This is a genomic window from Streptomyces caniscabiei (assembly GCF_014930365.1).
Lineage (GTDB): Bacteria > Actinomycetota > Actinomycetes > Streptomycetales > Streptomycetaceae > Streptomyces > Streptomyces caniscabiei.
In genome coordinates this window covers 246,019-271,830 of record NZ_JABXWI010000003.1, presented here as the reverse complement: position 1 = coordinate 271,830, position 25,812 = coordinate 246,019, and the positions used below count along the sequence as shown (strand labels likewise).

General features: G+C 72.2%; 22 protein-coding genes. 13 read left to right on the top strand and 9 right to left on the bottom strand.

Going from position 1 to position 25,812, the window contains the following annotated elements:
* Window positions 1-108: 108 nt before the first annotated feature.
* The gene (gene treZ, locus HW837_RS09540; RefSeq protein WP_045559802.1) at window positions 109-1,854 is read right to left on the bottom strand and encodes a malto-oligosyltrehalose trehalohydrolase; all 1,746 of its coding nucleotides are present in this window, start codon (window positions 1,852-1,854) and stop codon (window positions 109-111) included.
* A 225-nt stretch (window positions 1,855-2,079) separates the two neighbouring features.
* Between treZ and HW837_RS09535 the strand changes: the two genes are divergently transcribed.
* From HW837_RS09535 to HW837_RS09525, 3 genes are all read left to right on the top strand, one after another.
* Window positions 2,080-2,631: a DUF1707 and FHA domain-containing protein gene (locus HW837_RS09535; RefSeq protein ID WP_045559801.1), complete on the top strand. Its 552-nt coding sequence runs from the start codon at window positions 2,080-2,082 to the stop codon at window positions 2,629-2,631.
* A gap of 193 nt (window positions 2,632-2,824) precedes the next feature.
* Entirely contained in the window at window positions 2,825-4,216 is a 1,392-nt protein-coding gene (locus tag HW837_RS09530; protein WP_234442655.1) for a M14 family zinc carboxypeptidase, read from the top strand.
* Window positions 4,213-4,620, top strand: coding sequence for an SSI family serine proteinase inhibitor (locus tag HW837_RS09525; protein ID WP_045559799.1), 408 nt, complete (start codon window positions 4,213-4,215; stop codon window positions 4,618-4,620). Before HW837_RS09530 ends, HW837_RS09525 begins: the two co-directional genes overlap by 4 nt.
* An 18-nt stretch (window positions 4,621-4,638) precedes the next feature.
* Here the strand turns inward: HW837_RS09525 and HW837_RS09520 are convergent, their stop codons facing one another.
* From HW837_RS09520 to glgX, 3 genes are all read right to left on the bottom strand, one after another.
* Window positions 4,639-5,892, bottom strand: a complete 1,254-nt coding sequence (locus HW837_RS09520; RefSeq protein ID WP_193381033.1) for a M14 family zinc carboxypeptidase — start codon at window positions 5,890-5,892, stop codon at window positions 4,639-4,641.
* 175 nt (window positions 5,893-6,067) lie between these two features.
* Window positions 6,068-8,392 carry a malto-oligosyltrehalose synthase gene (gene treY / locus HW837_RS09515; RefSeq protein ID WP_193381032.1) on the bottom strand — a complete coding sequence of 775 codons (2,325 nt, stop codon included), beginning with the start codon at window positions 8,390-8,392 and terminating at the stop codon, window positions 6,068-6,070.
* A 147-nt stretch (window positions 8,393-8,539) separates the two neighbouring features.
* The gene (glgX, locus tag HW837_RS09510; protein WP_045559796.1) at window positions 8,540-10,669 is read right to left on the bottom strand and encodes a glycogen debranching protein GlgX; all 2,130 of its coding nucleotides are present in this window, start codon (window positions 10,667-10,669) and stop codon (window positions 8,540-8,542) included.
* Window positions 10,670-10,997: 328 nt separating this feature from the next.
* On the opposite strand from glgX, the gene HW837_RS09505 reads away from it, so the two are divergent.
* The 3 genes from HW837_RS09505 to HW837_RS09495 all read left to right on the top strand — a co-directional run bounded on the left by HW837_RS09505 (window position 10,998) and on the right by HW837_RS09495 (window position 13,577).
* A complete protein-coding gene (locus HW837_RS09505; protein ID WP_045559795.1) occupies window positions 10,998-12,245 on the top strand; it encodes an SAV2148 family HEPN domain-containing protein in 1,248 nt (415 codons plus the stop codon).
* Window positions 12,246-12,372: 127 nt separating this feature from the next.
* The gene (locus tag HW837_RS09500; RefSeq protein ID WP_045559794.1) at window positions 12,373-13,095 is read left to right on the top strand and encodes a 3'-5' exonuclease; all 723 of its coding nucleotides are present in this window, start codon (window positions 12,373-12,375) and stop codon (window positions 13,093-13,095) included.
* Window positions 13,092-13,577: a GNAT family N-acetyltransferase gene (locus HW837_RS09495; RefSeq protein ID WP_045559793.1), complete on the top strand. Its 486-nt coding sequence runs from the start codon at window positions 13,092-13,094 to the stop codon at window positions 13,575-13,577. Before HW837_RS09500 ends, HW837_RS09495 begins: the two co-directional genes overlap by 4 nt.
* A 93-nt stretch (window positions 13,578-13,670) precedes the next feature.
* Here HW837_RS09495 and HW837_RS09490 read toward each other — a convergent pair whose 3' ends face one another.
* On the bottom strand, window positions 13,671-14,534 hold the full coding sequence (locus HW837_RS09490; RefSeq protein ID WP_045559792.1) for a phosphotransferase enzyme family protein: 864 nt from the start codon (window positions 14,532-14,534) through the stop codon (window positions 13,671-13,673).
* Between the two features lie 143 nt (window positions 14,535-14,677).
* Here HW837_RS09490 and HW837_RS09485 point away from each other — a divergent pair, with 143 nt between their 5' ends.
* From HW837_RS09485 to HW837_RS09475, 3 genes are read left to right on the top strand one after another with little or no spacing between them, the layout of a single operon-like run.
* A complete protein-coding gene (locus HW837_RS09485; RefSeq protein WP_045559791.1) occupies window positions 14,678-15,625 on the top strand; it encodes a carbohydrate ABC transporter permease in 948 nt (315 codons plus the stop codon).
* Complete coding sequence (locus HW837_RS09480) at window positions 15,622-16,455, top strand: carbohydrate ABC transporter permease (RefSeq protein ID WP_045559790.1); 834 nt, start codon at window positions 15,622-15,624, stop codon at window positions 16,453-16,455. The genes HW837_RS09485 and HW837_RS09480 overlap by 4 nt, the downstream gene beginning before the upstream one ends.
* The gene (locus HW837_RS09475; RefSeq protein WP_045559789.1) at window positions 16,455-17,738 is read left to right on the top strand and encodes an ABC transporter substrate-binding protein; all 1,284 of its coding nucleotides are present in this window, start codon (window positions 16,455-16,457) and stop codon (window positions 17,736-17,738) included. The genes HW837_RS09480 and HW837_RS09475 overlap by 1 nt, the downstream gene beginning before the upstream one ends.
* 67 nt (window positions 17,739-17,805) lie before the next feature.
* On the opposite strand, the gene HW837_RS09470 is transcribed toward HW837_RS09475, so the two are convergent.
* Window positions 17,806-18,267, bottom strand: coding sequence for a hypothetical protein (locus HW837_RS09470; RefSeq protein WP_045559788.1), 462 nt, complete (start codon window positions 18,265-18,267; stop codon window positions 17,806-17,808).
* A 205-nt stretch (window positions 18,268-18,472) separates the two neighbouring features.
* On the opposite strand from HW837_RS09470, the gene mgt reads away from it, so the two are divergent.
* Window positions 18,473-19,705, top strand: a complete 1,233-nt coding sequence (mgt, locus tag HW837_RS09465; RefSeq protein ID WP_193381031.1) for a macrolide-inactivating glycosyltransferase — start codon at window positions 18,473-18,475, stop codon at window positions 19,703-19,705.
* A gap of 237 nt (window positions 19,706-19,942) precedes the next feature.
* Window positions 19,943-20,887, top strand: coding sequence for a CDP-alcohol phosphatidyltransferase family protein (locus tag HW837_RS09460; protein WP_045559787.1), 945 nt, complete (start codon window positions 19,943-19,945; stop codon window positions 20,885-20,887).
* A 71-nt stretch (window positions 20,888-20,958) separates the two neighbouring features.
* Here the strand turns inward: HW837_RS09460 and HW837_RS09455 are convergent, their stop codons facing one another.
* Window positions 20,959-23,232: an MMPL family transporter gene (locus tag HW837_RS09455; protein WP_193381030.1), complete on the bottom strand. Its 2,274-nt coding sequence runs from the start codon at window positions 23,230-23,232 to the stop codon at window positions 20,959-20,961.
* Between the two features lie 236 nt (window positions 23,233-23,468).
* Between HW837_RS09455 and HW837_RS09450 the strand changes: the two genes are divergently transcribed.
* Together HW837_RS09450 and HW837_RS09445 are read left to right on the top strand one after the other, a co-directional pair.
* Complete coding sequence (locus tag HW837_RS09450) at window positions 23,469-24,017, top strand: DUF1697 domain-containing protein (RefSeq protein WP_045559785.1); 549 nt, start codon at window positions 23,469-23,471, stop codon at window positions 24,015-24,017.
* 63 nt (window positions 24,018-24,080) lie between these two features.
* The gene (locus tag HW837_RS09445; RefSeq protein ID WP_193381029.1) at window positions 24,081-24,683 is read left to right on the top strand and encodes a TIGR03086 family metal-binding protein; all 603 of its coding nucleotides are present in this window, start codon (window positions 24,081-24,083) and stop codon (window positions 24,681-24,683) included.
* A gap of 17 nt (window positions 24,684-24,700) precedes the next feature.
* Here the strand turns inward: HW837_RS09445 and HW837_RS09440 are convergent, their stop codons facing one another.
* Together HW837_RS09440 and HW837_RS09435 are read right to left on the bottom strand one after the other, a co-directional pair.
* Window positions 24,701-24,910 carry a hypothetical protein gene (locus HW837_RS09440; protein WP_045559783.1) on the bottom strand — a complete coding sequence of 70 codons (210 nt, stop codon included), beginning with the start codon at window positions 24,908-24,910 and terminating at the stop codon, window positions 24,701-24,703.
* Window positions 24,911-25,067: 157 nt separating this feature from the next.
* Window positions 25,068-25,811 (bottom strand): sirohydrochlorin chelatase, encoded by a 744-nt coding sequence (locus HW837_RS09435; protein WP_193381028.1) that lies wholly within the window; start codon window positions 25,809-25,811, stop codon window positions 25,068-25,070.
* Window position 25,812: the final 1 nt, after the last annotated feature.

The following is a 25,812-nucleotide window of genomic DNA, read 5'->3' as shown; positions in this document are numbered from 1 at the left end:
ACGGGTCGGGGGTGACCGTCGTGCGGCGACCGCGGGCCGCACGGGGCTGATCGCGCGGTTCCCCGCGCCCCTTTTGGGCCTGCGGCCCGTCCCCTGGCGCGCGGGCTGTCACGCGTCTGTCAGGACCGTGCACGACTCCGCGGGGAGGGTGAGGACTCCGTCGGCTTCCGGTGGCTGTACCGGATCCCAGGACGCCAGTACGCGGGCGTGCGGCACGCCCAGGGGGACGGTCGCTGTCTTCGTGCCCAGGTTCAGGGCCACGAGGACGTCGCCCCGGCGGAAGCCGAACCAGCGGGTCTCCTCGTCGAAGGCGACCTTGACGTCGGAGAGGTCGGGGTCGGAGAGGTCGGGGAGGGAGTGGCGCAGGGCGATGAGGGCGCGGTACCACGACAGGACGCGGGCGTGGGGCTCGCGTTCGGGTTCGGACCAGTCGAGGCAGGAGCGGTCGCGGGTCGCCGGGTCCTGCGGGTCGGGGACGTCCTCCTCGGCCCAGCCGTGCTCCGCGAACTCCCGGCGCCGGCCCCGCCGTACGGCCTCCGCGAGTTCCGGATCGGTGTGGTCGGTGAAGAACTGCCAGGGTGTGGACGCGGCCCATTCCTCGCCCATGAAGAGCATGGGCGTGAACGGCCCGGTGAGCGCGAGCGCCGCCGCGCAGGCCAGCAGACCGGGGGAGAGGGTCGCCGCGAGACGGTCACCCTGGGCGCGGTTGCCGATCTGGTCGTGGGTCTGGGTGTAGCCCAGCAGCCGGTGCGCGGAGACGCTCGTACGGTCCAGGGGGCGGCCGTGGCGGCGCTCCCGGAAGGACGAGTACGTGCCGTCGTGGAAGAAGCCGCCGGTCAGGGTCTTCGCCAGGCCCGCCGGACCGGCCTGCGCGAAGTCCGCGTAGTAGCCCTGGGACTCACCGGTCAGCGTGGTGTGCAGGGCGTGGTGGAAGTCGTCGTTCCACTGGGCGTGCAGGCCCAGTCCGCCCTGCGCGCGGGGGGTGACGAGGCGCGGGTCGTTGAGGTCCGACTCGGCGATCAGGAACAGCGGCCGGCGCACCTCCTCGGCGAACGCGTCCACCGCCGCCGACAGCTCCTCCAGGAAGTGCAGGGCGCGGGTGTCCCTGAGCGCGTGGACCGCGTCCAGCCGCAGCCCGTCCAGCCGGTAGTCGCGCAGCCAGGCGAGCGCGCTCTGCAGGAAGTACGCCCGCACGTCGTCCGAGCCGGGCGCGTCCAGATTGACCGCCGCGCCCCACGGCGTGTGGTGCCGCTCGGTGAAGTACGGCCCGAAGACGGGCAGATAGTTGCCGGAGGGGCCCAGATGGTTGTGCACGACGTCGAGGACCACCCCGAGGCCCAGCCCGTGTGCCGCGTCCACGAAGCGCTTCAGGGCCTCGGGACCGCCGTACGGTTCGTGGACGGCCCACAGCGAGACGCCCTCGTAACCCCAGCCGTGCGTCCCGGGGAAGGGGCACAGCGGCATCAACTCGACGTGGGTGACGCCCAGTTCGACGAGGTGACCGAGGCGGGCGGCCGCCGCGTCCAGGGTGCCCTCGGGGGTGTACGTGCCGATGTGCAGCTCGTAGAGGACCGCGCCCGGCAGTCCGCGTCCGGCCCACTCCGCACGCCAGGTGTACCGCCCGTGGTCGACGACCGCGCTCAGTCCGTCGGGGCCGTCCGGCTGGCGGCGCGAGCGCGGGTCGGGGCGCACCGGGCCGTCGTCGACGGCGAAGCCGTACCGGGTGCCGTCCTCGGCCTCCGCCTCGGTGGTCCACCAGCCCGGCCGCTCCGGGTCGCGTTCCATGGCGTGCGTGGCGCCCGCTCGGTGGAGGGTCAGTCGGTCGGCCTGCGGTGCCCACACCTCGAACTGCACGGAACGGTTCTCCCTCGGCTGCCGGTCGTGGTCCTGGGTAGTCAGGGGGTTACTCGTCCATCGTGCGGCAAACGAGATCGGCGCGCGCTCGGATCGGTGCTTTTCACCGCGCGAGTCGTGGCGCCCTCCCGCATGTCTCCCGCAGGTCCGCCCGCATGTCCGCGGATGGTCACCGTTCACGGGTTGTCTGGACACCTCCCACCTCGCTGACCGACAATCACCAGCGTGACGTCGTCCTTCGAGTTCCACACGTACCCCGCGCGGCTGTCGGACGCGGAGCGCGACCGCGCGCTGAGGGTGCTCCGTGACGGCGTCGCGCTGGGCCGCCTGTCGCACGACACGTTCATCCGGCGGATGGAGCTGGCGCTCACCGCCCGCCGCTCCGACGAACTCGCCGCGCTCACCGCCGACCTGCCCGTCGAGAACCGCTGGTCCCGGCTGGTGCTCGGCACCGTCGGGGCGGTCTCCGGTTTCGGTGTGAAGCTGCGCCGGGCCTGGCAGGCCGAGCGGCTCCCCAAGCTCCAGCTGCCGCACCCGGCGGGCGGCCACGCCCTGCGCATAGGCCGCGACCCGGCGAACGGGCTCCGGCTCAGCCACGAGACGGTCTCCCGGGTGCACGCCGAGCTGAGCCGGCAGGGCGGCCTGTGGATCCTGCGTGACCTCGGCTCCACCAACGGCACCACCGTCAACGGCCGTCGGGTGATCGGCGCGGCAGTCGTCCGCGACGGCGATCAGGTGAGTTTCGGCCGCATGGTGTTCCGTCTCTCCTCGCAGTGACCTTGTGACCGACCCCGCGGCAAAGCTCTGGCCTGGGATTTACCCTGCGAGTTTGTCAACTTTCCTTCCGTTCCGGGGTGTTGACGTAGGTTCTCGGCCATGACTGACTGTGCTTACACCATGCACACCAGGTGAACCGACGGCACCACATTCGTGGAGGTGTGCCCTGCCGCCACTCCTCCGCTACCCGACCGTGGACGAGTTGTCCGCCCGCGCGGCCGCCCTCGTCGCCCGCCATCCGCACCGCGCCCGACTGCGCCGCGTGGGCACCTCACGGGCGGGCACACCGATGTGGTTGCTCTCCGTCGGACACGGCAGCCGCCACACCCTGATCGTCGCCGGCCCGCACGCCAACGAGCCCGTGGGCGGCGCCACCGTCCTCAGGCTCGCCGAACGGGCCCTGGCCGACCCCCGGTTGAGCGAGGCCGCCGACACCACCTGGAACCTGCTGCTGAGCCTCGACCCCGACGGCTCCCGCCGCAACGAGGGCTGGCTGCGCGGCCCGTACACCCTCGGCCACCACTTCCGGCACTTCTTCCGCCCCGGGTTCCTGGAACAGCCCGAGTGGCTGCCCGACGGCGCGGCCGGCGCCGTGCTGCCGGAGACCCGCGCCCTGCTCGACCTCCAGGACGAACTGCGGCCCTTCTTCCAGTGCTCGCTGCACGGCGTCGACGTCGGCGGCGGCTTCGTCGAACTGACCCGGGACCTGCCGGGCCTCGCCGAGCGCGTCGCCCGTATCGCCGCCCGCCTCGGCATCCCGCGCGAGCTGAAGCCGTACGACACGCTGTACTGGCCCTGCCTCGGCCCCGCCGTCTACCGCATCCCGCCGCCGCGCCGGGGCGACCTGGCCGCCGCCATCACCGAGGCGGCCGTCGAGTCCACCTGGTTCCACCCGCACCGCCACGGCACGGTCACCGCCGTCGTCGAGGCGCCCATGTGGGGCGTGACCGCCGTCGAGGACGCCTCCCCGGCACCCGACGCCGACGCCGTGCTGCGCACCGTCAGCCGTGCCCTGCGCCATGACACCCGGCTCCTGGAGGACCTTCTCGCCCGCGTCCGGCCCTCGGTCGGCGGCGCCCCGGACGCGGCCCGGCTCCTCGCCCCGGTCGACGACTACGTCCTGGTCGGGCCGGGCCTCGCCGACTCCTGGGACCCCGACGTCCACGACGGGGCCGCTCGGCCGCTGCCCCCGCTCGACACCGCCCGGCTCACCACCCTCGCCATCTCCGGCCGCCGGGTCGCCCTGCGCACCGCCGGACTGCTGCGCCAGCTGGTGACCCGTGCCGGGCACGACCCGGCGGGCGCTTTGCCCGAGCTGGACCGGCTGATCGACGAGTGGTGCGCCGACTACCGCGACGGCTACGGGGCCCGCTGGATCCCCGTCGCCCGCCAGGCCGAGTACCAGGCCCGCGTCGTCCTCGCCGCGTTCGAACTGGCGGCCGGGCGCGGGCAGCGGCCGGGCCCCGCCCCGCAGGCGCCCTGTCCGGACAGCCGTGCGGACACCCGTCCGGACAGCCGTGCGGACTCCCATTCGGGTGAGCAGGGATGGAGTTCCGAGCCCGCCGTGCCGATGCACCGGGAATGACGAACCCCACCCATGCCGTACGCGGCTGCCTGCTCGCCGCCCTCGCCCTCCTCACCCTCGGCGCCTCGGCCCCCGACCGGACGACCGCCGTCCAGAGCGACTGGCTCTACGTCACCCTCACCCGGGGCGACGCCCGCTCCTCCGACACCCGCGGCACCCTCCTCCTGTGCGATCCGCCCCAGGGCCACGGCCGTGCCACCCAGGCCTGCGCGGAGCTCCGCCGGAGCGACGGCGACATCGCCCGCATCCCCCACCGGAACGCCATCTGCACCGAGATCTACGCCCCCGTACGGGCCACGGCGGAGGGCCAGTGGGGTGGCCGCCAGGTCGCCTACGAACAGACCTTCGCCAACGCGTGCGTGATGGCGGCCCGCACGGGGGCGGTGTTCGCCATGACGGACTGACGGTCACACCCGGCGCCCTCAGGTCCCCGCGTTCCCCCGCGCGTACGCCGCCGTCGCCAACACCGTACGAGCCTGGTGCTCGACCTGGTCGCCCACCGGCACCCACCGTGCGCGGAACCGGTCGGCGAAGGACTCGCACCACTCCGTGACCCACTCCTCCAGGAGGGGCGCCCCCGGGTCGTCGGCCTCCCTCAGCACCCGCAGCAGCATCGCCGCCGCCCGCAGCGGCAGCCGCCGCCCGAAGGCGTCCACACTCCCCACGTACGCCGTCGACAGATCCGGTGGCGGCCCGTCCCGCCAGTCCCGGGCCAGCCCCGGCACCAGCGCCAGCGCCCACCGGGCCGCCCGCAGCAGCGGTCCCTCGGGGCCCGGCAGCCGGGGCAGCGCCTCGGCGAGGACCCGCTCCACCCGGCCCGCGTCCGTCACGAGCCGCCGGGCCAGGTGCCGCAGCGCCGCCGCCGGGGCCGGGTGCGGGGCGGTGTCGTCCACCAGGTCGCTCGCCCACATCGGCACCTCGACGACCGCCGTCAGACCGCCGTACCGGTGGGCGTGGTACCAGGTGCTGTGCCGGGCGTCGTCCGGCAGGCTCGGGTACGCCGGGACACCGCCCGGGCGCGGCATCACGAACACCCCGGGCCCGGAGACGGGCCAGCCCGCGGCGTCGGACGCGCCTCGCTCCACCGGTATGCCCAGCTCGGCCGCGGACTTGGCGAACGGCTCGGCGAGCCCCGGCACGTCCTTCGTCAACTGCACCCAGCTGCCGCCCAGATCGGTGCCGTGCAGGGTCACCTGGAGATAGGGCCGCAGCTCGTCCAGCACCCCCAGCAGGGCGCGCGTCTCGGGCGGCAGCCGGTCCGGCGGCAGCACGGACGGCGACCACTCCGGCTGCTCGGGGCCGGCCGGCCGGAAGAACCCGAGGTGGTAGTCGAGGAGCGTGCGCGGCAGGGGAGTGGTGTGCAGACTCGCCCCGTCCGGGTCCGCGCAGAGCACGAAGTGCCAGGACACGTCGGACCGCAACCGCCGCTCCCGTGCGACCCGTTCGGCCAGGGCGAGCACCGTGGAGCCGCCGGTGGGCTCATTGGCGTGGGCGCCCGCGACGACCAGGACGGCGTGTCTCGCGTGCCCCACCGACAGCAGCCGCAGCGGGCGGCCGGCGCGGGAGAAGCCGATGTTCCGCAGCGCGCAGAGCCCCGGCCGGCGGGCCGTCAGGGTTCTCGCGGCCGACTCCAGTTCGGCCACCGTGGGATATCCGAGCTCCGACAGCAGACCCACCCCCGTCCCGTCCGCCTGGCACCGTCGGTCCGCACGCCCGGCCGGGGCCGAGCGGGGGACGTACCCAGTGTCCTCGCGCCGAAGGGGCGGCTCCCAGGGGCGCCCGGTCGCACTCACCGTCATTCGCCACGACACCGGTCGCTCCCCACCGCGCTCCCGGTCCGGGGGCGCGCCGTCACGCGCCGACCCGCTCCAGGAGCGCGACCGGCAGGGTCCCGAAGAGGTCGGCCAGCCGCACCTCGCCCGTGAACTCCCGCTCCCCGCCCAGCACTTCGGCCCAACGCCCCTCGGGCAGCGGCAGCCGGGTGTCGCCCCAGCCCCCCGCCCGCGCCAGCCGCAGCGACAGCCGGGTCACCGCGGTGACCACCTCGCCGGAGCGGGTGAAGGCCACACAGTGCGCGGCGCCCACCCCCTCGGCCGCCAGCGGCGCGTACGTCGCCGCGCTCCCGAAGACCTCCGGCCGCCGCCCGCGCAGCCGCAGCGCCGCCTCGGTGAGCCGGAACTTCTCCGCACCCTCCTCGTGCGGGGCGAACGCCCGGCGGTTGTCCGGGTCCACCAGGGCCCGGTACTCCGCCTCCGTCCCCTGGTACACGTCCGGCACCCCCGGCATCGTCAGCTGCACCAGGGCCGCGCCGAGAGCGTTCGCCCGCACATGGGGCGCCAGCTCCTCGCGCAGCGCGGCGACCCGCGCGTCCACGGCCGGCCCCCGCGCGACGAAGTCCGCCACCTCCCGCTCGTACGCCGGGTCCTGCTCGGTCCAGGAGGTGTGCAGTCCGGCCTCCCGCACATGCTTCAGCAGGGCACCCTGAAGGCGCTCCTCGGCCGCCGGGCCGAGTCCGAACGCCGTCTGCCAGGCCGCCCACGCCAGGTGCGGATCCGGTGAGCCCGCGCCGTCCCGCGTCACCTCCGCCAGCAGGTCGGCCCAGCGCTCAGGGCACTGCGCGAGCACCGCGATCGCCGCCCGTACGTCCGCGCTGCGCTTGGTGTCATGGGTCGACAGCACCGTCCCCGTGGCCGGCCAGTCGCGCTGGACGCGCGCACAGTAGGCGTGGAAGTCCTCCGGCGACACGGCCGGACTTCCCGGATCGCCGCCCACCTCGTTCGCCGACAGCAGCGGCACATAGCGGTAGAACGCCGTGTCCTCCACCGACTTCGCCCGCAGCGCCGAGGAGGTCTGCGCGAACCGCGCCCGGAACTCCACCTGGTCCGGCTCGTCGCTCCGGCCCAGCACCAGATCCCGTACGGCGTCCACCGACCGGGCCTCCTCGGGCACCACGAACAGCGCGCGCGCCTCGGCCGCGGCCTCCTCGGTGACGACGAGGGAGGCGTCCTCGGAGGCGTACGGCCGGTAGACCTCCATCCGGGCGAGCAGCTCGCACAGCGCGGTGCGCAGCGCCCACGGCGCCTGGTCGCGCAGAGAGAGATCGGGGGAGCGCTCGCACAAGCGGTGCGCCACCCGGGTGAGCCGTTCCACCTCCGCGACCAGCTCGTGCGTGAGGACCCGGTACGCGGCCCGCCGCACGGTCGCGTCCCACTCCCCGCCCCGGTCCGGCTGCGCGGCCGTGAACCCCCGGTACCTCTCCAGCAGTTCACCTGCTCCCGCCGGATCGGTGAACAGCCCGTCGACGTGCCGCAGCGCGTCGTAGCCGGTGGTCCCCGCGACCGGCCACGCCCCGGGCAGCTTCTCGCCGTCGGCCAGGATCTTCTCGACGACGGTCCACCGCCCCCCGGTCGCTTCGTGCAGCCGCCGCAGATAGGCGTCGGGGTCGGCGAGCCCGTCGGGGTGGTCGATCCGCAGCCCGTCGACGACCCCCTCGTCCAGCAGTTGGAGGACCTTCGCATGGGTCGCCTCGAACACCTCGGGCTCCTCGACCCGCACCCCGATCAGCTCCGAGATGCTGAAGAACCGCCGGTAGTTCAACTCCGTACGGGCCAGCCGCCACCACACGGGCCGGTACCACTGCGCGTCCAGCAGCTGCGGCAACGGCAGCTTCTCGGTGCCCTCCCGCAGCGGGAACGCGTGGTCGTAGTACCGCAGCTCCCGCCCGTCCACGACGAACTGCTCGATCTCCGCGCCCAGCGGCCCGCCGAGCACCGGCAGCAGCACCCGGCCGCCCTGCGCCTCCCAGTCGATGTCGAACCAGCGCGCGTACGCCGATCCCGGCCCCTCCCGCAGCACCTCCCACAGCGCCCGGTTGTGCCGGGGCGCCATGGCCATGTGGTTGGGGACGATGTCCAGGACGAGGCCGAGCCCATGGGCGCGCGCGGTCCGGGCCAGCTCCCGCAGCCCCTCCTCACCGCCGAGTTCCCCCCGCACCCGGCCGTGATCGACCACGTCGTACCCGTGCGACGACCCCGGCACGGCCTCGAGGACGGGGGACAGATGCAGGTGGGAGACACCGAGCGAGGCGATGTAGGGCACGGCGGCCGAGGCGGCGGAGAAAGGAAAGTCGGGCTGAAGCTGGACGCGGTAGGTGGCGGCAGGCACGACAGAGGTCATGAAGTCCTACGTACCCGCCACACAAGACTTGGAGCGCCCTGACACGCAAGGGCGCGGAGTTTTTAGGGGCGCGGGGAACTGCGCGACAAGCCACCCACGACCCGCACCCCGCAACACACAGCGACCCCGTACGGCGAATCCCGCGACCTACGTCGGCCTCCGGAACACCACCAGACTCCGGTCCACCAACTCCACCCGCTCCCCGGCCGCCACCTTCGGCCCGTCCACCGGCACCGCGTCCTCCCGCCCCGTGTCCACCACCATCTGCCACTGCGGACCGTGGTTCACCGGCACCACGAACTCCAGCGGCAGCGCCGACGCGTTCACCATCAGCAGGAACGAGTCGTCGCTGATCCGCTCGCCTCGGGAACCCGGCTCGGAGATCGCGTTGCCGTTCAGGAAGACGCTCAGCGCCCCCGCCTGCGAGGAGTCCCAGTCCGGCTGTCCCATCTCCTGCCCCTGGGGGGTGAACCACGCGATGTCCGACAGCTCGTCGTGCGTCCCCTCCACCGGCCGGCCGTGGAAGAAGCGGCGCCGGCGGAAGACGGGGTGATCCTTGCGGAGCCACACCATGGCCCGGGTGAACTCCAGCAGATCTCCGAACGGCGCGCCCTCGTCCCCGTCCTCACCGGAGGGCCACGGCACCCAGGACACCTCGTTGTCCTGGCAGTACGCGTTGTTGTTGCCGCCCTGGGTCCGCGCGAACTCGTCGCCGTGGCTGAGCATCGGCACGCCCTGCGACAGCATCAGCGTCGCGATGAGGTTGCGCATCTGCCGGACCCGCAGCGCGGTCACCCCGGGGTCGTCGGTCTCGCCCTCGGCCCCGCAGTTCCAGGACCGGTTGTGGCTCTCGCCGTCCCGGTTGTCCTCGCCGTTGGCCGCGTTGTGCTTCTCGTTGTAGGAGACGAGGTCCCGCATCGTGAAGCCGTCGTGGCAGGTCACGAAGTTGATGGAGGCCAGCGGGCGCCGCCCGTCGTCCTGGTAGAGGTCGGAGGAGCCGGTCAGCCGGGAGGCGAACTCCGCGAGCGTGCGCGGCTCGCCCCGCCACAGGTCCCGCACGGTGTCCCGGTACTTGCCGTTCCACTCGGTCCACAGCGGCGGGAAGTTCCCCACCTGGTAGCCCCCTTCGCCGACGTCCCAGGGCTCGGCGATCAGCTTCACCTGGGAGACCACCGGGTCCTGCTGGACCAGGTCGAAGAACGACGACAGCCGGTCCACCTCGTGGAACTGCCGGGCCAGGGTCGCGGCGAGGTCGAAGCGGAACCCGTCGACATGCATCTCGGTGACCCAGTACCGCAGCGAGTCCATGATCAGCTGAAGCACGTGCGGGGACCGCATGAGCAGGGAGTTGCCCGTGCCCGTGGTGTCCATGTAGTAGCGCGGGTCGTCGGTGAGCCGGTAGTACGACGGGTTGTCGAGCCCCTTGAAGGAGAGCGTGGGGCCCAGGTGGTTGCCCTCGGCGGTGTGGTTGTAGACGACGTCGAGGATGACCTCGATCCCGGCCTCGTGCAGCGCCCGGACCGCCGACTTGAACTCCAGCACCTGCTGACCGCGGTCGCCCCAGGAGGCGTAGGCGTTGTGCGGGGCGAAGAACCCGATGGTGTTGTAGCCCCAGTAGTTGCTGAGGCCCATGTCGGCCAGCCGGTGGTCGTTCACGAACTGGTGTACGGGCATCAGCTCCAGTGCCGTGACACCCAGTCCGGTCAGGTGTTCGATGATCGCCGGATGGGCGAGCGCCGCGTAGGTGCCGCGCAGCTCCTCGGGCAGCCCCGGGTGCCGCATGGTGAGGCCCTTGACGTGGGCCTCGTAGATCACCGTGTGGTGGTACTCGGTGCGGGGCCGCCGGTCGTCGCCCCAGTCGAAGTACGGGTTGACCACGACGGAGGTCATCATGTGCGGGGCCGAGTCGAGGTCGTTGCGCTCCTCCGGCGACTCGAAGTGGTAGCCGTACACCTCCTCCCCCCAGGTGACCGAGCCGCTGATGGCACGTGCGTACGGGTCGAGCAGCAGCTTCGCGGAGTTGCAGCGCAGCCCCCGCTCCGGCGCGTACGGGCCGTGCACACGGAAGCCGTACCGTTGCCCCGGCATCACGCCGGGCAGGTACGCGTGCCGCACGAACGCGTCCGTCTCGCGCAGTTCCACCGCCGTCTCGGAGCCGTCGTCGTCGAGCAGACACAGCTCTACTCGGTGCGCGGCCTCCGAGAAGACCGCGAAGTTGGTACCGGCGCCGTCGTACGTGGCGCCGAGCGGATACGCCTGTCCAGGCCAGACCTGCATGGATACGACTCTTCCAGTTGTCGCGCGCCGCTGGGGGCGACTCCGGGGGGAGTCTCCCTCAATCTGATGGAACCTCCTAGGACATACGTCCCTCCTGCCCAGTGATGGACACTTCGTGACGCCCCGAGGGCCACCGTTGTGGCCCGGCGGCGGCCCGATCGTTATGAATCGGCTCACTCCCCGCACGGTGGCGCCCCGGAACGGGCAAGTCACGTGCGGTAGTTGAGAAACGACCTGTCCATCCGGCTGTATCGTCACCCGCGACCGGAGTACCCTTCCTTGATCGTTGCGTAGGGGTCGGCTCGGGGGAGCGGAAGGCGGTGCGTGGGTGGGCTCGGGAGGGCTGGAGTTGCCTCCTGGTGACGCGGGCGACGCGGGTCACGAGGGGGACCCCACGGATGTCCCACCCGGCGCGGTGTCCCTGGCGCGGCCCATGGAGCGGGGCTCCATAGGTCCGGAGCTGGACTGGAACGCCGACGCCTGGCTCGAAGTGCGTACGCGCGCCCAGCGGGCCGGCCGCGCCTACATCTGGCTGAACCTCGTCGAACAGCGGCTGCGCGCCGTGGTGGCCGCCGTGCTGCGGCCCATCTACGAGCCCGTCCACGGCGACGACTGGGTGGTCGCCGCCGCCGGGCCCGCCGGACAGGAGTGGGTGCAGCGGGCCGTCGCGGTCCGCGAGGTCAGTCGCCGCAAGGGCTATCTGCTCGACCCCGCCGACGACAACACCCTGAGCTTTCTCACCCTGCCCCAGCTCCGCGAGCTGATGGTGCAGCACTGGCCCTGCTTCGAGCCGTACCTCGACGAGCGGCGCGACGTGGAACTGGCGCTGGACGAGCTGGAGGTCACCCGCAACGTCGTCTCCCGCAACCGGGCCCTGTCCGAGGCCGTCCTCGCCCAGGCCGAGCGCGCCGCCGCGAAGCTGCTGGAGATCCTGGGCGCCGGCAGCGACGTGCCCTCCGCGCGCCGGCTGCCCGTCGACGCGGTCGAGGACCTGGTGGGGGACCGGTACGCGGACGTCGTCGGTGTCCATCCCGACCGGGTGCGGCTGCTGCGGCAGTTCCCCGCCGAGGACCTCTTCGGCGGAGCCCGGCGCCTCGACGCCATCGGGATAGGCCTGAACCTCCTCGTGCAGAACTTCTCCGGGCGACGGCTGGTGCGGCTCGCCGAGTCCGGCTGCCGGGTGCGGCTGCTCTTCCTCAACCCCGCCTCCAGCGCGGTGAAGCGGCGGGAGCGTGAACTGGGCATAAAGCGGGGTGAGTTGAGCCGTGCGGTGGAGATGAACATCCTCCATATGCGCCGGGTCCGCTCCCGGCTGCGCGACCCGGGCGCCTTCGAGATCCAGGTCTTCGACGAGACCCCGCGCTTCACGGCGTACCTCGTCGACGGCGACGGCTCGGACGGGGTCGCGGTCGTCCAGACCTATCTGCGGCGCACCCGGGGCATGGAGGCGCCGGTGCTCGTCCTGCGCGGCGGCAACCGGGTCCTCAAGGCGGACGAGAACGGCGAAGTCGGCCTTTTCGATACATACCGCGAGGAGTTCGAAGTGGCGTGGGCGGACTCCCGACCGGTGTCGTGAAGCGGGCCCCGGCGCCGTGCCGGCGGGCCCGTCGCGCGCCCAAGCGGAACGCGGCCCTCGGATTGTCAGTGGCCCGTGCGATGGTGGTGGTCACTGGGGGAAAGCACCACCAAGAAGGGGGGCCAGCATGGGTTGGCACCGGCAGCTGCTGATCGGCTTCGACCTGGAGACCACCGGGACGGACCCGGGCGAGGCGCGCATCGTCACGGGCGCGGTGATCGAGGTCAGGGACGGGGAGCCGGTCGGACACCGGGAATGGCTCGCCGACCCGGGCATGGAGATCCCGGAGGAGGCGGTGGCGGTGCACGGCATCACCAACGCCCGTGCGACGGCCGAGGGCAGACCCGCCGACCAGGTCGCCGACGCCATCGCCGACGTCCTCGTCTCCTACTGGAAGACGGGCGTCCCGGTCGTGGCGTACAACGCGGCCTTCGATCTGTCCCTGCTCTCCGCAGAGCTGCGCCGGCACGCCCTGCCGTCCCTGCGGGACCGGCTCGGCGGCCTCGACCCGGCGCCCGTCATCGACCCGTACACGATCGACCGCTCCGTCGACCGCTACCGCCGGGGCAAACGCAACCTCGAAGCGGTCTGCGGGGAGTACGGAGTTCCGCTGGACGCCGCGCACGACGCCTCCGCCGACGCCCTGGCCGCCGCCCGGCTCGCCCGTGCGATAGCCCAGCGCCACCCGAAGGTCGCCGCCCTCGGCCCGGCGGAGCTGCACCGCCGCCAGATCGAGTGGTACGCGGAGTGGGCCACCGACTTCCAGGAGTTCCTCCGCCGCAAGGGCAACCCGGAAGCGGTCGTGGACGCGACCTGGCCGCTGCGCGAGCCGGCGGGTGAGACGGTATGACGGCCGCCGTGGTCTCCCTCCGCGAAGTCCGTGACGGCGACCCGCCGTTCCTCTGGCGGCACGCGTCCGACCCCGAGGCACAGCGGATCGCCGCGTTCACCGGGGCGTACCACCGCGACCGCGCCCTCTTCGACGCCCACTGGGCGAAGATCCGTGCCGATCCCGGGGTGCTGAACCGCACGGTGGTCGCCGACGGCGAGGTCGTCGGCACCGTCGCGGTCTACGGGCCACCGGACGAACGCGAGGTCACCTACTGGATCGACCGCGCCCATTGGGGCCGGGGCGTCGCCACCGCCGCCCTCACCGCCCTGCTCGGCCTCGTCCCCACCCGGCCCCTGTACGCCCACGCGGCCGCCGACAACACCGGCTCGATCCGCGTCCTGGAGAAGTGCGGCTTCGTCGTCACCGGCCACGACCGGGGCTTCGCCCTGGCCCGTGACGCCGAGATCGACGAGGTGGCGCTCATACTCCGGGCCGTCTGACTCCGGGCACGCGAACTCCGGGCCGTCCGGCTCCCGCCACTCGCTCGGGCACTCCGGGCCGTCCGGCTCCGGCCCGTCCGCGCCCGGCGCCGCTCAGAACGGGTACCACCGGACCGTCTCGTCCCCCTCGCGCAGCGAGGCCACGCGGCGGGTGAACTCGGCCGCGGCCGCCGGATTGCTCGGCGCGTGCTGCGCCACCCACGCGCAGCTCGCCGTCTCCCGGGCGCCCCGCAGCACCGAGCAGCCGTCCCACTCCCGCACGTCCCAGCCGTAGGCCGCCGTGAAGGCGTCGTAGTCCCCCGTCGGCAGGCCGTAGCGGTCGTGGGAGAGGGCCATGACGACGAGGTCGTGCTCACGGAGGTCGCCGGAGAAGGTCTCCAGGTCCACGAGGACCGGGCCGTCGGGGCCGATGTGGACGTTGCGGGGGAGCGCGTCGCCGTGGATCGGCCCCCGGGGCAGGCGCGGGACGAGGGCGGCCGCGGCCGCCGCGAACCCGTCGCGGCGCTCACGGAGGTACGCCGCGTCGGCCGGGTCGATCGCGTCACCGGCCAGGCGCAGCCAGCGCTCCACACCGCCGAGCAGTTCACGGCGGGGCAGGGCGAAGGGCGGGGTGGGCAGGGCGTGGACCAGCCGTAGGAGTTCGGCCAAATCGCGCGGCTCGGCGGGGCGTACGGGATCGGGCAGGCGGTGCCACACGGTCACCGGGTGTCCCTCGACGAGCAGTGCCTCCGCACCGGCGGGCCGCACCGCGGGGACGCCCGCCTCGGCGAGCCAGGCGGCGACATCGAGTTCGCGGCGGGCCCGGTCGAGGAGTTCGGCGTCACGGCCCACCTTGACCACCAGGTCACCTGCGGCGAACACCGCGTTCTCGCCCAGCGCGAGCAGCCGTGCGTCCCCGGCCGTACCGGGCAGCACACCGGCCGCGTCCAGTACGTCCCGCGCCCGAGCCTCGTCCATTCTTCGCCTCCGTGTCCGTACGGCCGACGCTCCCCTCAGGGACGTCAGGTTCACGCCATTCGGGGTCAGTCTCGCATTCGCACAGGTCGGAGCCTGTGCGCGCTGCCTTGACGCCCTGTCATGCCCTCAGCACCATGACGGACATGACCTTGGCGACCGCGAAGCCGAAACGCACGCGACCGGCCAAGCGGCGCACCCCGGCGGACGACCGGGACCGGCGACCGATCGACCACGGCGCCTGGTTCCTGGTGCTGCCCGCGCTGATCCCCATCCTGGTGCTGAGCGTCGGCCCGCTGCTGTACGGGATCGCGCTGGCGTTCACCGACGCCCAGTCCGGCCGGACCGAACCCACCCGGTGGATCGGCACCCTCAACTTCCAGGACCTGCTGCACGACACCCTCTTCTGGGAGTCGTTCCGTATCGGTCTGCTGTGGGCCGTCGGGGTCACCGTCCCGCAGTTCGTGCTCGCCCTCGGCCTCGCCCTCCTGCTCAACGAGCCGTTGCGGCTGCGCTGGCTGGCGAGGGCGCTCGCGATCGTCCCCTGGGCGATGCCCGAGGTCGTCGTCGGCATCATGTGGCGGCTCGTCTACAACCCCGACGCGGGCATCCTCAACGAGACCGTTCGCGACCTGGGCCTGGGCGACGGCCGCGACTGGCTGAGCGGACTGGCCACCGCGCTGCCCGCCGTCATACTGGTCGGCGTCTGGGCGGGCATGCCCCAGACCACCGTCGCCCTGCTCGCAGGGCTGCAGAACACCCCGCGCGAACTGCACGAGGCCGCCGCGATGGACGGCGCGGGCGCCTGGCGCCGCTTCCGGACGGTCACCTGGCCCGCGATCAGACCCATCGCCCTCGCCGTCTCGGCGCTCAACCTCATCTGGAACTTCAACTCCTTCGCCCTGGTGTACGTGCTGACGGGCGGCGGACCGGGCGGCCGTACCCGCCTGCCGATGCTCTTCGCCTACGAGGAGGCCTTCCGCTACGGCCAGTTCGGGTACGCGGCGGCGATGGGCTGTGTGATGGTCGCGGTGATCTCGACCGTCCTGGCGTTCGTGCTGGTCGGCCGGCTGAGGCGGGGTGGTGAGGCGTGAGGACCAGCAGGACCGCGCGCACCGGTCAGTACCTGGCCCTGCTCGCGTATCTCGTCTTCCTCGCGTTCCCGTTCCTCTGGCTGGTCTCCACCGCCTTCAAACCGGCCCGCGAGCTGGGCAGTCTCCACCCGACCTGGATCCCGAGGGACCCGACCCTCGCCAACTTCCGGCAGGCCTTCGAGGAGCAGCCGCTGCTCCAGGCCGCGCTCAACTCGCTGGTCGCGGCGGTCTGCGCGGCCGTCGTCGCCGTACTCGTCGCGACGCCGATGGCGTACGTCATGGCCCGGCACCGTACGACGCTGTCGCGGATGGCGACCGGGTGGGTGGTGGTCAGTCAGGCGTTCCCGTTCGTGCTGGTGATCATCCCGCTCTTCCTGGTGCTGAAGAACCTCCGGCTGATCGACTCCGTGCCCGGACTGGTCCTGGTGTACGTGGTGTGGGCCCTGCCGTTCGCGCTGTGGATGCTCGTCGGCTATGTCCGGGCGGTGCCCGCCGAGCTGGAGGAGGCGGCGGCGGTCGACGGGGCCGGGCGGCTGCGCACCCTGGTGTCGGTGACGGCGCCGCTGCTGGCGCCGGGCATCGTGGCGACGGCGCTGTTCGCGTTCGTCACCGCGTGGAACGAGTTCTTCTTCGCGCTGGTCCTGCTCAAGACGCCGGAGAAGCAGACCCTGCCGGTCGTCCTCACCCACTTCATCGGGGCGGAGGGTGTGGCCGACCTCGGGCCGCTGGCCGCCGCCGCGTTCCTCGCGACGCTGCCCTCGCTGGTCGTCTTCGCGGTCATCCAGAAACGGATCACGGGCGGCATGCTCGCCGGGGCGGTGAAGAACTGATGCGCGCACGACGGCTTGTCACCGCCCTGCTGCTGTGCCTCCTCGTGGCCGGCTGCACCAGCGGCGAGGGAACCTCCGACGACGGCCGGATCATCCTCCGCTTCCAGTCCCTGGCCTGGCAGGAGGAGTCCGTCGCCGTCAACAAGGAGCTGGTGGAGGAGTGGAACGCCACGCATCCCGGCGTCCGGGTGGAGTACGTGCAGGGCAGTTGGGACAGCGTCCACGACCAACTGCTGACCTCCTTCGAGGGCGGTGAGGCGCCGGACATCATCCACGACGCCTCCGACGACCTCGCGGACTTCGCGTACGGCGGCTACCTCGCCGATCTGCGCGACCTGCTGCCCGAGCGGCTGAGGGCGGACATCCCGCGGCACAGCTGGGAGACGACGACCTTCGGCGAGGGCGTCTACGGGGTGCCGTTCCTCCAGGAACCGAGGGTGTTGATCGCCAACGCCACCTGGCTGCGTGAGTCCGGGGTGCGGGTGCCGACGCCGGAGGATCCGTGGACCTGGACGGAGTTCCGCGAGGTGGCGAAGGAGCTGAGCGGCGGCGGGAAGTACGGGGTGGCCTGGCCGTTGAAGGAACCGGTGTCGGCCACGCTGAACCTCTCCCTCTCGGCGGGCGGACAGCTGTTCCACCGGGGCACGGACGGCAAGGCCGAGGTCCGTTTCGAGGGGGCCGACGCCGTCGTCCCGAGGACCGTGCGCGACGAGGTGAACGCCGACGGCAGCGCGCCCGCCACCACCCTCGGCATGAGCGGCTCCGACACCCTGCCCGGCTTCTTCGGCGGCAGATACGCGATGGTCCCGCTCGGCTTCTCGTACCGTCAGCAGATCGTCCAGCAGGCCCCGGAGGGCTTCGACTGGCAGGTGCTGCCGGCCCCGGCCGGTGCGGGCGGGCTCACCCAGGGCGTCAGCCCGCAGACCCTCTCCGTCGCCGAGGACAGCCCGCACAAGGAGCAGGCCGCCGCGTTCATCGACTTCCTGCTGCGTCCCGGGAACATGGTCCGTCTCGCCCTCGGCGACTGGATGCTCCCGACCGGCACCGAGGCGCTGCGGGACCCCGCCCTGCGCACCACCGAGCACGACTGGGCCACCGGCACCGCCCTCGCAGCCCACCTCCGGCCGGCCCCCGCGCAGTCCGTGCGCGGTTACCCGGAGTGGAAGGACAAGGTCGCCACCCCGGCCTACCAGGAGTACTACAGCGGCGCCATCGACCTCGGCGAACTCCGTGAACGGCTGGAGGACGACGGCAACCTGGTGCTGGCGCGCTATCAGCGCTGAGGGCCCGGACAGCCGTACGGCAGGGGCATCACCGTGACGCCCCCGCCGCCGGAACCCGTCGGTCCGGTCAGTCCACCCACCACTTGCCGCACTTGGTGATGCCGTCGAACTCGCCGCAGGCGCGTGCGGCGTAGTTGGCGTTGTAGACGGACTGCGTGCGGCTGCCGGTGTAGGGGCCGCACATCTTCCAGCCGTCGCGCTTGGCCTGCTGGTCGGTGACGGTGCCCTTGAAGTCGGGGAACGAGCGGTGGCTGCGGTCGACCCACAGCCGGTCGCCGGCCTTGCGGCCGGACTTGATCTCCGCGCGGCTGTAGCGGTCGAGCGCCGACTCGTTCTGCAGCTCGACGCGGCGGCCCCGGAAGTCGAACGAGGCGCCGGACTCGACGGCCCGGAAGACGCCGATGACGCCGATGCCGTCGCAGTCGTCCTCGGTGGCCGAGGCCGCCGACGCGGGGACGAGGAGCAGGGCGCTGGTGCTGATCAGTACGGCCGAGGCCGCGACGGCGCGGCTCGTACGGAGTTTCTTCACAGGTGATTCCTTCTGGGGGGTGGCGTTGATGTTCGTGCCTCCACAGATTCCAGGGCGTGGCTCCCCGGGACAACGGCTGCCGGCCCGCCCGGGACAGTGGGACTCTCCACCCCTGTTGACCTGGGCGGACAGGGAGCCCGTGGGATGCCACTGGGATGCGGGACGGCGTGCGGGACGGCGTGCGGGGTGTCGGTGCCGGAGCGGAATGGAGTTGGACGAGACGTATCGTCTCGTGTACGGTCGGCTCATGACCTCCCACATCGCCATGTTCTCCATCGCCGCCCACGGCCATGTGAACCCGAGCCTCGAAGTGATCCGCGAGCTGGTGACACGCGGTCACCGGGTCACGTACGCGATTCCGCCGGCCTTCGCGGAGAAGGTGGCCGAGACCGGGGCCGAGCCCAAGCTCTGGCACTCGACGCTGCCCGGCCCCGACGCCGACCCCGAGGCATGGGGGAGCACGCTCCTCGACAACGTCGAACCCTTCCTGGAGGACGCGATCCAGGCACTACCGCAGCTCGCCGAGGCCTACGCGGGCGACGAGCCCGACCTCGTGCTGCACGACATCACCTCCTACCCGGCGGCCGTCCTCGCCCGCCGCTGGGGCGTCAAGGCGATCTCCCTCTCCCCGAACCTGGTCGCCTGGACCGGCTACGAGGAGGAGGTCGCCGAGCCCATGTGGGCCGAACCGAAGAAGACGGAGCGCGGCAAGGCGTACTACGCGCGCTTCCGGGCCTGGCTGGAGGAGAACGGGATCGCCGAGCACCCCGACCCCTTCGTCGGCGGGCCCGCCCGCTCCCTCGTCCTCATCCCCAAGGCCCTCCAGCCGCACGCCGACCGCGTCGACGAGAGCCGCTACACCTTCGTCGGCGCCTGCCAGGGCGACCGTGCGGCGCAGGGCGACTGGCAGCGGCCGGCCGGCGCGGAGAAGGTGCTCCTCGTCTCGCTCGGGTCGGCCTTCACCAAGCAGCCCGACTTCTACCGCGCCTGCGTCGAGGCCTTCGGCGAGCTGCCCGGCTGGCACCTGGTGCTCCAGGTCGGCCGGCACGTCGACCCGGCGGAACTGGGGGAGATCCCGGAGGGGGTGGAGGTGCGGGACTGGGTGCCGCAGTTGGCGGTCCTGCGCCAGGCCGACGCGTTCATCACCCACGCAGGCGCGGGCGGCAGCCAGGAGGGACTCGCCACCGCCACCCCGATGGTCGCCGTCCCGCAGGCCGTCGACCAGTTCGGCAACGCCGAGATGCTCCGGTCGCTGGGGGTCGCCCGCCATCTGCCCAAGGAGGAGGTGACCGCCGAGACCCTGCGCGAGGCGGTCCTCGCCCTCGTCGACGACCCCGAAGTGGCGCACCGGCTCAAGGAGATCCAGCAGGGGATGGCGGCCGAGGGCGGCACCCGGCGGGCCGCCGACCTCATCGAGGCGGAACTCGCAACCCCCTGATAGCCGGGCAAGCCGGTTGGTTCCGCGCGGGTCGTGAAATCACGGCACTTTTCCGGTAACGATCGGGTCACTCAATAACGCTCAGGTAACGCCCGCTCCGCGCGGAACGCGCACTGACTCAGTTACCGGGTTCGACCGTTACCCCCTCCGAAAGGTTGTGTCCGGCGGTTCTTGTACCTCACGTGAACGACTTCCAAGCTGAGGATGAATTCATTTCGAACGCCAGGAAGTTGACCCATGCGCCGAGACATACCCGACCTCGCGGAAGTGCGCCGCGTCACCCAGAAGAAGCGGGACGCCTGGTGGACCGTGCTCCTCGTCGACCCGGTCGCCACCCCCCTGGTACGGCTGACCGCGAAGTACACGAGGATCACCCCCAACCAGCTGACCTGGGGCGCCTTCCTGCTGGGTCTGGTCTCGGCCGCGTTCTTCGCGCTGGGTGACTGGCGCTGGCTGATCGCCGGCGCCGTCGTCTACCACCTCAGCTTCATCCTCGACTGCATGGACGGCAAGGTCGCCCGACTCACCGGCCAGGGCTCGGTGTTCGGGGCCTGGCTCGACTTCGTCTTCGACCGCGTCCGGGTCGCGGCGTGCTCGGTCGCCCTGATGGCCGGGCAGTACCAGCGCACGGGCGAGACCTTCTACATCTGGCTCGCCGCCGCCGTCATCGGCTGCGACGCGCTCCGCTACATCAACTCCCTGGAGACCTTCAAGGTCCGCCACACCATGCGCAAGCAGATCAAGGCCCGGCTGCGCGAGGCCCGCCGCGCCGAGAACGAGCGGGAACTCGCCTTCATGGAGGACCTGCTGCGCGAGAACCCCGAGGCCGACATCGAACAGGACCTGCGCACGGCCACCGCCGAGGTCACCCAGGCCGCGCCGCAGGCCCAGGTCGTCGACCTGCACCAGGAGTTCCGCCGCCGCTTCCCCCTCTACCTGCGCGTCCGGTCCTTCCTGCTGCGCCACCGGGTCCGCCCCCACCTGATCAGCGGCATCGAGTTCCAGATGGGCGTCTTCATGATCGGCCCGATCGTCGACTCGGTGATGACGGCGACCATCGTCTCCGGCGCCCTGCTGCTCGTCTTCGAACTGGCCATCGTCTACAAGCTGCTGCTCTCCACCCGCGACTTCACCCGCACCCTCGACTCCTTCGACCGGGGGGACGTCGCCGCGGCGGCCTGAACCGGCGGGTACGGACATCGAGGTGGGCCGGGGCGACGTCGCCCCGGCCCACCTCCGCGCTCGCGTCCCGATCAGACCCGTACCCGCTCGTCCCGCGCGTCCCGGCCGGCCGGCGACACCGGCTCCGGCTCCGGCGACTCGTCGTGGGTGAGGTCCGGCAGTCGGTGCAGCCACTTCGGCAGATACCAGTTGCGCTCGCCGAGCAGCGCCATCACCGCCGGGAGCAGCACACCCCGGATGATCGTCGCGTCGATGAGGACGGCGGCCGCGAGGCCCACACCCATCTGCTTCATCGACTGCATGGACAGCGTCCCGAAGATCGCGAAGACGGCGACCATGATGACGGCGGCGCTGGTCACGACCCCTGCCGTGGTGACCACCCCGTGCCGGATCGCCTCCTTCGTCGTACGGCCCCGCAGCCGCGCCTCACGGATCCGCGAGACCACGAACACGTGGTAGTCCATCGACAGCCCGAACAGGATCACGAACAGGAACAGCGGCAGCCAGGTGATGATGGCGCCCACACCCTCCGCGCCCACCAGCGAGGCACCCCAGCCGTGTTGGAAGACCGCGACGAGGATGCCGTACGCGGCGCCCACCGACAGCAGGTTCAGCACGATCGACGTCGCCGCGATCGTCAGCGAGCGGAACGACAGCAGCATCAGCAGGAAGGCGAAGAGCACGACGAAGGCGAAGACCGGGACGACGGCTCCGGTCAGCTGGTCGTTGAAGTCCTTGTTGCCCGCGACCTGCCCGGTGATCGGCGCCTCGACGCCCTCGACCTTCCCGAGCGTGGCGGGCCGTACCTCGTCGCGCAGCTTGTCCAGGCTGGCCCCCGCCTTGTCCTGGTCGGAGCCGCCCACCAGCGGCACGTACACGAAGGCCACGTTGCGCTCGTCGTGCACCTTGATCTCCACCGGGCCCCGTGAGGCACCGGAGGCGACGGCCTCCTTCTTGAAGTCGGCCAGCGCCGCCCGCACCTCGGGGGCGTCGATGTCCTTCGCCTTCACGACCACCTCGGCCGGTTCGGAACCGCCGGGGAAGGCCTCGTTGACCCGGTTGTAGGTCTGCACGATCGGCAGCGAGTCGCCGAACTCCTGGTCCAGCGTCAGGTTCTGCGTCTTCATTTCGATCGCGGGCGCCGCCACGGCGAGCAGCGCGCCGGTCGCCACGACCAGCGACAGCGCCGGCTTGGCGAGCACGACCCTGAGGACGGCGTTCCAGAAACGGCTCTCCGAACCGCCGCCTCCCGAACGGCCGTTCCTCCGCCGCTTGTCCGGGTGCAGGAACGGGATGCGCCCCTTCTCCACCCGCTCGCCCAGCAGCGACAGCAGCGCGGGCAGCACCGTGACCGAACCGACCATCGCGACGGCGACGACCATCAGGGACGCCAGGCCCATCGCCTCGAACTCGGCGAGCCCGGTGAACAGCATGCCCGCCATCGCCACGCACACCGTGACACCGGAGACGACGATGGCGCGGCCACTGGTCGCTGCGGCCACCCGCAGCGCGGCCTGCGCGTCCCGGCCCGCCGCCCGCTCCTCGCGCTCACGGCGCAGATAGAACAGGCAGTAGTCCACGCCGACGGCCAGACCCACCAGCAGCATCACGGAACTGGCGGTGTCGCTCATCGGGATCGCGTGGCTGACGATGGCCATCAGACCCATCGTCGCGATGATCGCGGTCATCGCCAGCGCCACCGGCAGCAGCGCCGCGACGACCGCGCCGAACGCGATCAGCAGGATGCCGAGCGCCACCGGCACGGCCGAGTACTCGGCCTGCCGGAAGTCGTCCCCGAAGGCGTCGTCGAACGTCTTCATCATGGAGGCGCCGCCGATCTCCTCGATCCGCAGCGTCCCGTGCTCCTTCTGGACGTCCGCGACGGCGTCCAGCACCGGCTCGATCCGCTCGCCCGCGGTGTCCGAGGCGCCCCGCACGTCGAACTGCACCAGGGCGCTGCGGCCGTCCTTCGAGATCGTCCCCGTGTCGTACGGCGAGGTCACGTCCGCGACCTTCCCGGTCCGCTCGACGGCCTTCATCACCTCCGCCACGGCGGCCCGGAACGCGGGATCCGTGGCCCGGGTGGCGTCGTCCTTCGCCTGGACCAGGACCGTCTCACCGGCCGGCTCCTCGATCCCGGCCTCCTCCACGATGTGCGCGGCCGCGCTCGTCTCCCCCTTGAGCTGGTCGCTGTCCTTGACCGCGACCGAGCCCATCGCCGAGCCGATGCCCATCGCCAGCACGACGAACAGCAACCAGACCCCGACGGCCGCCCAGCGGTGCCGGGCGCTCCAGCCGCCCGCCCGGGCGGCGATCCCCCGCACCCGTATCTCTCCGTTCCCCATGACGGGCCAGCCCCCTCGTATGTGATGGCGACCCCCTGCCGCCACCTTTCGTTTCGAAGGTATGAGCCGGATAAGGGCATCTCGTCGTGCTGTCCGGTGAACCCCACCGCCCCCGGGTCCTCCGCGCGGACCCCGCTCCCTCCCCACCAGGGAGGACAGCGGCCCCTTACACCCATCTCGGGTTCTCGGGGCCCCACCTCAGGGTGGACCGGCCGTGCGGTGCCTATCGTGAGCCCATGACGACGTACGCGGCGCTCCTGCGCGGGATCAACGTGGGTGGCAGCAAGAAGGTCCCGATGGCCGACCTCCGCGCCCTCCTGACCGGCCTCGGCCACGACGGTGTGGCCACCTACCTCCAGAGCGGCAACGCGGTCTTCACCAGCGACCACGGCGACGAGAACTCGCACGCCGCCGAGATCACGGCCGCCATCGAGAAACACTTCGGCTTCACCGTGGACGTCCTGGTGCGCGACCACACGTACCTGGAGGCCGTCCGGGAGGCGTGCCCGTTCCCGGCGGCGGAGCTGGAGGGCAAGCAGCTGCACGTGACGTATCTGTCGGAGACGGTGGACGCCACCCGCTTCGAGGGGATCGACCAACCGGCTTTCCTGCCCGAGGAGTTCAGGATCGGCGACCGGGTGCTGTATCTGTACGCCCCCGAGGGCCTCGGCCGCTCCAAGCTCGCGGAGACCCTGTCGAGGCCCCGCCTCCTGAAGGGCCTGGTCGCCACCACCCGCAACTGGAACACGGTGGTGAAGCTGGCGGAGCTGACACGGACCGGCTGACCGGACGCCCGTGCGTCGCGTTTGTTCAAGAGGTCCGGGCGTGCCGTCCCTAGCGTGGTCCGTATGAGCCACGACGACAGCACGCACCCGCACCACCCGTACATGGCCGAATGCGCCGCCGAGGCGGCCCGGATCGCCCGGGGCGTCACGGCGGACCAGCTCGACCGTCCCAGCCACTGCGGTGACTGGGACGTCCGGGCGCTGGTCAACCACTGGGTGCTCTACACCGCCTACGGCCTGGAACACCGGGCCCTGCGCACGCCCCTGCCCGAGGAGACGACCGGGCGGGACTTCACCGCCGACCCCGACTGGGCCGAGGCCTACGCCGCCCAGCTGGACCGCGCGGTCGCGGCCTGGGCCGACCCGTCCGTGTGGGAGGGGGACATCGACCTCGGCATGGGCCCGTTCCCCGCCGCCGGTATCGCCGGCATGGTCATCAAGGAGATGGCCGTCCACGGCTGGGACATTGCGGCGGCCACCGGGCAGCGCCTGCGGATCTCGGACGACGCCGCCCGGTTCGTCCTCACGGTCGTGGAGACCCACGGCGACCTCTACCGCCAGTACGACGGCTTCGCGGACCCGGTCCCGGTCCCGCCCGACGCACCGGCCTTCGACCGTGCGCTGGCGTCGAGCGGACGGGACCCGCGGCTGACCACGTCCCGCTGACGGCTGCCGAGGGACGGCTAGTTGATGCAGGCCATCCACGCCGGGTAATGGGACGACGGGCCGAGGTAGAGGGCCGCGCAGGCGTGGCCGTTCTTCTTCGTCTTCTTGGTGACCTCGACGTAGTCGTCCCGCTTGACCTTCGGGTACTTGTCGTTGTGCCAGGTCTTCTGGTTGGTGACCGTCAGCCGGGGGGCGACGGCCGTGGCCGCGGTGGTCTTGAGTCGCACGTGAGTTCCTCCCGTTTGATGGCGCTCACCCAGGCTGTCGCCCGACGGGTGTGCGCTACAAGGGAGTTGAGGTGCAGCTGAGGCGAAAGTGGCCCAAGGGGCAGTGTCCGGAAGGGCGGTGTCCGAGAGGGCGGGACAGCAGGGTGCCGACCGCGACTCAGGCCGCGGTGAGCTGACCCTGCCGGAGCGCGCCGGCGTACCGGCGCAGCAGCAGCGCGGCCAGTTCGGGGGCGGGGCCGAGTACCTCGGCCAGGACGTCCGCGCCCGCCGCCTCGGCCCCGGCGACGATCCGGTCCGGCAGCCGGCCGGGCGCGATGACGTACGGCGCCACGGCCACCCGCGCGCAGCCGAGCGCCCGCAGCTCCCGTACGGCGTCCTCCGTGCGCGGGAAGGACGCGGAGGCGAACGCGGGTCGCACGGCGCACCAACCGGTGTGCCGCCACTCCCGCGCGATTTCTGCGATCACCGCGATCGCCTCCGGGTCGGTGGACCCCGCCGCGGCCAGCACGACCCCGGTCGAGGACTTGTCGGCGGGGCTCAGCCCCGCCTCCTGCAGCCGGCGTTCGAGGGCCGACAGCAGCAGGGGCGACGGGCCGAGCACCTCCGCCTGACGGACGCGCAGACCCGGCGGTGCCGCGCGCAGGACCGCCGGGATGTCGGCCTTGGCGTGGAAGGCGCGGGTCAGCACCAGCGGCAGGGCCACCACGTCCCGTACGCCCTCCGCCGCCAGCGACTCCAGCACCCCCTGGACCGAGGGGAGGTTGAACTCCAGGAAGCCGGTCTCCACGCGCAGCCCGGGGCGCATCGCCCGTACCCGCCCCACCAGGGCGTGCACGGTCGCGGCGTGCCGCGGGTCGCGGCTGCCGTGGGCGACGACGAGGAGGACCGGCTTCCTGACCATG